1 protein-coding gene is annotated in these 223 nt (G+C 62.8%); it reads right to left on the bottom strand.

Going from position 1 to position 223, the window contains the following annotated elements; all coding sequences use genetic code 11:
• Nucleotides 1–223, bottom strand: a 223-nt coding sequence (locus E4K09_RS15230) for a transcriptional repressor (protein WP_193557294.1), incomplete at both ends; no start/stop codon positions are given.

Below are 223 nucleotides of genomic sequence, written 5' to 3'. Positions count from 1 at the left end.
GCTCGAGACGGTGATAGACCACCTTGTAGCCGAGGCGCCTGGCGATCTCGGTCTGCAGGGCCTCGATCTCGTCGGAGTGGAACTCGATCACGGCGCCGGTCTCAAGGTTGATGAGATGATCGTGGTGCTCGCGTGCCGCCTGCTCGTAACGGGAACGGCCGTCGCGGAAATCGAGCCGCTCCAGGATGCCTTCCGTCTCGAAAAGCTTCACGGTCCGGTAGAC

This window comes from Microvirga pakistanensis (genome assembly GCF_004458765.1).
GTDB classification, from domain to species: Bacteria; Pseudomonadota; Alphaproteobacteria; order Rhizobiales; family Beijerinckiaceae; genus Microvirga; species Microvirga pakistanensis.
The sequence above is the reverse complement of the archived record's forward strand: the minus strand, read 5'-3'. Positions and strand labels throughout refer to the sequence as shown.